Consider the following 8054-nt stretch of genomic DNA (forward strand, 5'->3'; position numbering starts at 1 on the left):
CAGTCGATCGGTAGCCCGACGGCCAACCTGACCATTGGCGAAATGGCCATGCACACCCACGGACTGCGACTGGGGAACAAGACCGCGGCAAACGCCGCGCCCGGTCCCGGCACGTCATCCAACATGGCCGCCATCGATCCCATCTTCAACGGTTTCGTAACGCCGCCGAGCACGACCACACTGGCACCGAACGCCATGACGCCGACGGGGCGGGGGCTGCCTCACGACAACACACAGCCGACCCAGGCCATCATCTGGTGTATCGCCTATGTCGGTATCTTCCCGAGCTTCAATAATTCCTGATCGCCATGCGCGGCGTGGATGCCGCGGACCCCGCGCCGGTGCTTCGCATCGTCCCACAGGACACGGACGTGCGGCTTCGACCCGCAAGTCCGGCCGACGATGCCTTTGTCGCGAATCTGTTCAAGATCGTGCGGGCTGATGTCTTTGCCGCCGCGCAACTGCCGCCCGCTATGCTCGATACCATGCTCGATCAGCAGTTTCGCGCGCAGGCCGCGAGCCATGCCGCGCAATTCCCCAATGCGCTGTCATTCGTCATCACCCGCGATGCACGACCAGTTGGCCGCCTGCTGCTACACGTCGATGCGCATCATTGGCACATGGTCGATATCGCCCTGATATCGGCGGCCCGCAATCAGGGGATCGGAACGGGCGTGATCGCGGCGCTGGCGCGCGAAGCAAGAACGCAAGGCGTCCCGCAATTGCGATTGATGGTGCTCGCCAGCAACAGCGGCGCCCTTCGCCTTTATGCGCGGCTCGGCTTTGTCAGTACAGACGCGGCCAAGAGCGGAAGTCATATCATGATGGCGAAGCCGCTCGACGGACAGGCTATCAGCCAGTAGGGCGCAATAGCGAAGCGTATTGCGCCGCGAATCCGAAGAGTGGCGGATGGCGCCGCGCCAATCCGCTCTACGCCTGCTCGGGGTGGAACAGGTATCACAGCTTCCCGCGCCCGACGCCCTCATGGACAAACCTCGCCGCCGCCATTTCCTTCGGCCGGTACACATTGCGCAGATCCACCAGCATCGGCTGCTTCCTCACCAACGCGTCGGCGCCGGCCGCGCAATCATGGGCGTCGCTGCGATAGGTGATATCCGGCAGCTCCGCTCTCGCGGCGTCCATGCCGACCGGATCGAACGCGCGGACGGTCGCGCCGAGATCAAGCAGGCCGGTGACCAGCGGGATCGACGGCGCCTCGCGCATGTCGGCGATCTCGTTGATGAAGGTGATTTTTGTGGCGAGGAAGGCATTCGCGGCATATTTGATCAGCTCGGCGGTGTGCCGCGCGGATATATCCGCATGTGAGCCCGTTTGGCGCGAGGCGGAGGGGCAGTATAAATGGTCACTTGCTTAGGAATTCGCTGACCTGCGCCTTGAGCCAATGAATGAAGCTCCGTGATTTTTTGCCGAGCGCACGATGTTTTGGCCAAGCGACGTAATGCGCCATCGATCTTTGGAAAGGCGCATTGAACAAGGGCACCAGCGAGCCGTCATGCAATTCGTTACGTAGTAGATGTAGTTGCCCCATCGCTACGCCCACGCCTTCCATGGCGGCGTGATAGGTGAGAACCGAACTGGGAAAGCTGACTCCGACATCGGTCAAAAGGTCGGGACGATTCACTGCCATCAACCAGTCGGGCCAGTCGGCGCGACGGTAATGCGAGTGCAAGAGCTGTACCTTGCGCAGGTCATCGAGTTCGACCAACCGGTTTGATTTCAGAAGTTTCGGGCTGCACACCGGCTGGATCAGATCTCTGAACAGCAGTTCGCACTCGACATTTGGCCATTTTCCGGCGCCGAACTGGATCGCGAGGTCCACCTTGTCCTTCTCGAAGTCGATCGGCGCCACGACATTGCTGATGTTCAGCTTGATATGCGGATAGGCAACGTAAAACGACGGCAGTCGCTGAATCAGCCATTTGGCGGCGAAGGTGGTGTAGACGCGGATCTTTAGCGGCTCGGCCTTGCCCGTCGACATCAGGCTGGAGGTGGCGTTGGCGATGATCTGGAAGGCCGGTGCGATCTGGCGTTGAAATTGCTCGCCTTCCGAGGTCAGCCGCAGGCCCTGCCTGTCGCGCTCGAACAGCCGAACGCCGAGAAAACTTTCCAGCGCGTTGATCTGGCGACTGATCGCCGGTTGCGTCACGCGCAGTTCCGCCGCGGCGCGCGTGAAGCTCAATTGGCGCGCCGCGACATCGAACACGTGTAGTGGATTGAGTGGCGGCAGCATCGCGTTGCACCATTACAAATTCTAATCATGTCATAACCATTGTGCAGTTGCCGGTCAAATCTCTGGCTGTGAAACAGGGCCGTTCCTCCAGCCGTGGCGACGATCAATGAACTTTGAGCTTTCTGAAGAACAGCAGTCCTTCGCGACCTCGGTGCGGCGCTTCGCGGAGGCGAATCTCAAGGACGGCGCGCTGGCCCGGGCGCACGATCCGCATTTCCCGTTCGAGACCGCCGGGCTTCTCGCCAGACAGGGGCTGCTTGGTATTTCCTTCAGCGAAGAAGATGGCGGCGCCGGCGGCACATTGTTCGACTCCGTGATTGCGATCGAGCAGATCGCGGCGGTCTGTCCGCGCAGCGCCGATATCGTGCAGGCCGGTAATTTCGGCCCGATCCGTACATTTGTCGAATATGCGACGCCCGGGCAGAAGGCGCGCTGGCTACCGGATCTGTTGGCGGGGCGCATCTGCATCAGCCTCGGGATGAGCGAGCCTGATGCCGGCTCCGCCGTCACTGAATTGAAGACCAGCGCGACTCCGGACCGCGACGGCTATCTGATCAATGGCAGCAAGGTGTTCGGTACCCACAGTCCGGACGCCGCGATCTATCTCGTCTATGTCCGCTTCGGGCCGGGCGTCGGCGGCATCGGCTCGGTGATTGTCGAGCGGGATACGCCCGGCTTCACGGTTGGCAAGCCGTCGGCCTTCATGAGCGGCGAATCCTGGAGCCAGTTGTATTTCGAGAACTGCCGCATTCCCGCGGAAAACGTCCTGCTCGGCGCGGGTGGTTTCAAGAAGCAGATCGCCGGGTTCAACGTCGAGCGGCTCGGCAATTCGTCGCGTTCCCTGGCGCTTGGCCGCTACGCCTTCAATCTGGCGCGTGAGCACGCGCTGATCCGCAAGCAGTTCGGCCGGGCGCTGTGCGAATTCCAGGGTCTGCAGTGGAAGTTTGCCGACATGGCATTGAAACTGGATTCCGCGCAGATGCTGCTGTACCGCGCCGCCAGTATCGAAAGCGGCTTGCCGTCGCCCTACAACACGGCGGTGGCCAAGCTGGCCTGCAACCAGGCCGGCTTCGATGTCGCCAACGAGGCGGTGCAGATCATGGGCGGTCTTGGCTACAGTCAGGACTCGCTGGCCGAATACTGCATGCGCCGCACCCGCGGCGGGATGATCGCCGGCGGCTCTACCGAGATCCTCAAGAACCGCATTGCCGAAGACGTGTTCGAGCGCAAATTCGACCAGCGTGGAAATGCCGCCCGTGCCGGATAACGCCTCAACGCCAACTCTCGGCCAGGCGCTGCTGGCACCGCGCAGCATCGCGCTGGTCGGCGCTTCCGACGACGTCACCAAGACCTCGTCACGGCCGCTGCAATATCTGCGGCGCGCCGGCTACGCGGGCACGATCTATCCGATCAATCCGCGCCGTCCCACCGTGCTTGGCGAAACCGCGTGGCCATCCTTGTCGGCGCTGCCGACGGTGCCGGACCATGTCTTCATCCTGACGCCAACGGCCGATGCGGTCGATGCCGCCGAGGAATGCGCACGGCTCGGCGTTACCGTCGTCACCATTCTCGCGGCCGGCTTTTCCGAAGGCGGCGCCGAAGGCCAGAAGCTGGTCGCGCGCCTGCGGGCGCTGTGCGTCACGACCAAACTGCGCATTCTCGGACCGTCCAGCCTCGGCGCGATCAATTTGCGTCACAAGACCATCATCACCGCGAACGCCGCCTTCGCCGAACCGGACCTGCCGACCGGAGGCATTTTCGTCGCCTCCCACTCCGGCAGCCTGTTGGGCGCGCTGATCTCGCGCGGCAAGGCACGCAATATTGGCTTCGCCGGCCTGGTATCGGTCGGTAACGAGATCGATCTTAGCCTCGGCGAGATCTGCTCGGCGACGCTCGATGACCCCGATGTGACCGGCTACATGCTGTTTCTCGAGAGCATCCGCCATGGCGATGCGCTGCGCGCCTTCGCGATCGGCGCCGCGGCGCGCGGCAAGCCGGTGGTGGCCTACAAGCTCGGCCGCTCGGCCGCCGCCGCCGAACTGGCGCTGTCGCACACCGGCGCGCTGGCCGGCGAGGACGATCTTGCCGCGGCCTTCCTCGCCGATTGCGGCATCGCGCGCGTGTTCAATTTCGAGACCCTGATCGAGACGTTGCCGCTGCTGCGGCGGCTGCCGGCGCGACCCGCGGGCGTGCGCGGCATGCGGGTCGGCGTCGTCACCACGACCGGCGGCGGCGCGGCGATGGTGGTCGACGAACTGGCGATGCGCGGCATCGAGGTGGTGAAGCCGAGCCACGAGACCTTCGACCGCCTGACCGAGGCAGGCGTCGCTGCCAACCACGAGCGCATCATCGATCTCACGCTGGCCGGTACCCGCTACGACATCATGAAGGCGGCGCTGCGGACCATGCTGGCCGCGCCGGAATTCGACCTGGTCGTCGCCGTGATCGGATCCTCGGCGCGATTCCAGCCCGATCTCGCGGTCAAGCCGGTGATCGACAGCGCGTCATCGCCGAAGCCGCTGGTGACCTTCCTGGTGCCCGAGGCACCGCAAGCGCTGGCGATGCTGACAGCCGCCGGCATCCCCAACTTCCGCACCCCTGAATGCTGCGCCGATGCGATCAGCGCCGCCCTGCTGCGCCGCCTGCCGACACCAATGCCGAAGCCGCGCGACTTTTCGGCACAGGCCACCAAGCAGTTGGACGAGATCGCGGCCTACGAATTGCTGGCAAAGTACGGCATCATGCACGCTCCCGCCGTGGCGATCGGCATCGAGGAACCGGACGTCGCATTGCCATTCGGCTACCCGGTCGCCGTGAAACTGCTGACCGACGAGATCGCGCACAAGACCGAGGTCGGCGGCGTGGTTCTGAACGTCGCCGATGCGAAGCAGTTGCGGGCCGCGATCCGCCGGATCGCCGAAAACGTCGGGAAGCATCGGCCGGACGTGAAGGTCGCCAAGGTGCTGGCGCAGCCGATGACCTCGGGGCTGGGCGAGATGCTGCTCGGCTACCGCGTCGACGCGGAAGCCGGGCCCATCGTGCTATTGGCTGCCGGCGGCATCTTTACCGAGATCTATCGCGACCGCAGCATCCGGCTGGCGCCGGTTACGCTCGACAGTGCGCGTGAAATGATTGCCGAACTGGCGATCACGCGGGTATTCCAGGGCTTTCGCAACAAGCCTCATGGCGATCTGCGGGCTCTGGCGGAGGCCATCGTCGCGATGTCGCAACTGGCGCTCGATCCGGACGTCACGGTAGTGGATGCCGAAATCAATCCGCTCATCATCAACCCGGTGGGCCAGGGCGTAATCGCGGTGGACGCGCTTGTCGCACTCGCCCGAATGGAGAAAACATGATCGAAGACCTGAAAACAAAGGTCAATGCCGACGAGATGCTGGTGAAGCGTGGTCGATTTCTCACGACCACCTTCCTGCTCGAGGTCGGTGCGACCGCGTGGCTGATCGCCATCGTCGAGGGCAGGATCGTCTCGGTCAGCCGCGGTCCGTTCGTAATGCCGTCATGGTCGTTCGCGCTGCGCGCCTCCGAGGCGGAATGGGGGCATTTCTGGAGCGCCAGGCCACAGCCGGGTTTTCACGACCTGATGGCGCTGATCAAGCGCCGCACGCTGAAGGCCGAGGGCAATCTGCGGGTTTTCATGGCCAATCTGCGCTATTTCAAGGAAGCGCTCGTGAAGCTGCGCGCCACGGGAGCGGCATCATGACCGTGACGTTCGAACCGACCATCGGTCGCTATCTTCATCTCGACCTGTTCGGCCGCAAGCATCGCATCTATGTGGAAGAAGCCGGGCAGGGCACGCCGCTGCTTTGTCTGCATACGGCCGGCGCCGATGGCCGGCAGTATCGCGCGCTGATGAATGATGAGCGGATCACCGCGAAGCATCGCGTTATCGCCTTCGATATGCCGTGGCATGGCAAGTCGTCGCCGCCGGAAGGCTGGCACAACGAGGAATACCAGCTCACCTCGGCGCAATACACCGGCATGATCCTCGAGATCTCCGCGGCGCTGGAACTGGATCGTCCCATCTTGATGGGCTGCTCGATCGGCGGCCGCATCGTGCTGCATCTGGCGCTCGAGCATCCGGAAGCCTTCCGCGCGATCATCGGACTGCAGGCGGGCGCCCATGTCGATCCGTATTACGACCTCAACTTCCTCCACCGCCCCGACGTCCACGGTGGCGAGGTCTGCGCGGCCATCGTCTCCGGCCTGGTCGGCCCCGATGCGCCTGACAAGGAGCGCTGGGAAACGCTGTGGCATTACATGCAAGGTGGTCCCGGCGTGTTCAAGGGCGACCTGTATTTCTACAAGCTCGACGGCGACATCCGCGACCGCGTGGCGCAAATCGACACCACGAAGTGCCCGCTGTTCTTGCTGTCCGGCGAATATGATTATTCCTGCACGCCAGAAGAGACGCTCGCCGTGGCGAAGTCGATCAAGGGCAGTCATGTCGAGATTATGAAGGGCCTCGGCCATTTTCCGATGAGCGAGGATCCCGAAAAATTTCTCAAATATTTGCGGCCGGTTCTCGACAGGATCAAATGAGCCGGGCGATCCGGTTAAATAATGTATCGACACAAAAACAACACTGGGAGCGAAACGTGAAATTCCAACATCTACTGGCGACCGTCGCGGTCATGTCATTCATCAGCTCGGCATCGGCCGAAATATCCAACGGCACCATCAAGATCGGCGTGCTGACCGACATGTCCGGCCCGTATGCCGACAATGTCGGCGCCGGGTCTGTGCTGGCCGCCAAGATGGCCGTCGAGGACTTCGGCGGGAAGGCCGCCGGCATGCCGATCGAGGTGGTCTCGGCCGATCACCAGAACAAGGCCGACATTGGCCTCGCGCTCGCACGAAAATGGTACGACACCGAAGGCGTCGACACCATCACCGAGGTCGTGTCGTCCGGCGTGGCGCTCGCGGTGCAGCAGCTGTCGCGCGATAAGGACAAGGTTTTCCTGGCCACGGGGCCGGGCACGCCGGATCTCACTGGCAAGGCCTGCTCGCCGGTCGGCATTCACTGGGCCTACGATAATTACGCGCTCGCCAATGTCGCCACGGCGCCACTGGTGCAGAAGGGCCTGAAGTCCTGGTATTTCTTGACCGCGGACTATTCCTTCGGTCAGGCGCTGGAAGCCGAAGCGGCCAAAGTGGTTACCGCGAATGGTGGCGCCGTCCTCGGCTCGGCCAAGCACCCGCTGAATTCGTCGGATTTTTCCTCCTTCCTGCTGCAGGCGCAGGCCTCCAAGGCCCAGGTCATCGGCCTCGCGAATGCGGGCTCCGATATGATGACCGCGATGAAACAGGCCAATGAGTTCGGAATCACCGCCGGTGGCCAGAGCATCGCGGCGTTGCTTGTCAATCTGCCGGATATCCATGCGCTGGGACTCGTCAGTGCCAAGGGTCTGATCTTTGCCGACAGCTTCTACTGGGACGCCAATGACAAGACCCGCGAATGGAGCAAGCGCTTCATGACCCGATTTGGTGGCAAAGCGCCGGGCAGCCTGCAGGCCGCAGTCTACGGCGCGGTCACGCATTACCTGAAAGCGGTGGATGCGACAAAGAGCGATGCCGGTTCGGTAGTGGTGCCGGAGATGAAAAAGCTGCCGATCAACGATTTCTACACCACCAATGCTTCGATCCGCGAGGATGGCCGCGTGATCCGCGACATGTACCTGATGCAGGTCAAGGAGCCCTCCGAGTCGAAGTACCCGTGGGACTACTACAAGATCCTCGCCACCGTTTCCGGTGACAAGGCGTTCCGTCCGATGAAGGACGGCAA

The 8054-nt window shown here is 62.9% G+C and carries 7 protein-coding genes and 2 pseudogenes; 7 read left to right on the top strand and 2 right to left on the bottom strand.

The window, feature by feature from the left end; all coding sequences use genetic code 11:
• Both Q0S16_RS08455 and Q0S16_RS08460 read left to right on the top strand, forming a co-directional pair.
• Positions 1 to 303: pseudogene (locus tag Q0S16_RS08455) on the top strand (phage tail protein); the annotation flags it as partial.
• A 68-nt stretch (positions 304 to 371) separates the two neighbouring features.
• Positions 372 to 863, top strand: a complete 492-nt coding sequence (locus Q0S16_RS08460) for a GNAT family N-acetyltransferase (protein ID WP_295847004.1) — start codon at positions 372 to 374, stop codon at positions 861 to 863.
• A 94-nt stretch (positions 864 to 957) separates the two neighbouring features.
• On the opposite strand, the pseudogene Q0S16_RS08465 reads toward Q0S16_RS08460, so the two are convergent.
• A pseudogene (locus Q0S16_RS08465) lies at positions 958 to 1311 on the bottom strand (UDP binding domain-containing protein); the annotation flags it as partial.
• Positions 1312 to 1363: 52 nt separating this feature from the next.
• Positions 1364 to 2251 carry a LysR substrate-binding domain-containing protein gene (locus Q0S16_RS08470; RefSeq protein WP_295847008.1) on the bottom strand — a complete coding sequence of 296 codons (888 nt, stop codon included), beginning with the start codon at positions 2249 to 2251 and terminating at the stop codon, positions 1364 to 1366.
• Positions 2252 to 2357: 106 nt separating this feature from the next.
• Between Q0S16_RS08470 and Q0S16_RS08475 the strand changes: the two genes are divergently transcribed.
• From Q0S16_RS08475 to Q0S16_RS08495, 5 genes are all read left to right on the top strand, one after another.
• The gene (locus tag Q0S16_RS08475) at positions 2358 to 3518 is read left to right on the top strand and encodes an acyl-CoA dehydrogenase family protein (protein WP_295847010.1); all 1161 of its coding nucleotides are present in this window, start codon (positions 2358 to 2360) and stop codon (positions 3516 to 3518) included.
• The gene (locus tag Q0S16_RS08480; RefSeq protein ID WP_295847012.1) at positions 3508 to 5607 is read left to right on the top strand and encodes an acetate--CoA ligase family protein; all 2100 of its coding nucleotides are present in this window, start codon (positions 3508 to 3510) and stop codon (positions 5605 to 5607) included. Before Q0S16_RS08475 ends, Q0S16_RS08480 begins: the two co-directional genes overlap by 11 nt.
• A complete protein-coding gene (locus Q0S16_RS08485) occupies positions 5604 to 5972 on the top strand; it encodes a hypothetical protein (protein WP_295847014.1) in 369 nt (122 codons plus the stop codon). The genes Q0S16_RS08480 and Q0S16_RS08485 overlap by 4 nt, the downstream gene beginning before the upstream one ends.
• Complete coding sequence (locus Q0S16_RS08490; protein WP_295847015.1) at positions 5969 to 6811, top strand: alpha/beta hydrolase; 843 nt, start codon at positions 5969 to 5971, stop codon at positions 6809 to 6811. Before Q0S16_RS08485 ends, Q0S16_RS08490 begins: the two co-directional genes overlap by 4 nt.
• Positions 6812 to 6903: 92 nt before the next feature.
• On the top strand, positions 6904 to 8054 hold a 1151-nt coding region (locus Q0S16_RS08495), incomplete at its 3' end, for an ABC transporter substrate-binding protein (protein ID WP_295847017.1).

This window comes from Tardiphaga sp. (assembly GCF_025356345.1).
GTDB lineage: Bacteria > Pseudomonadota > Alphaproteobacteria > Rhizobiales > Xanthobacteraceae > Tardiphaga.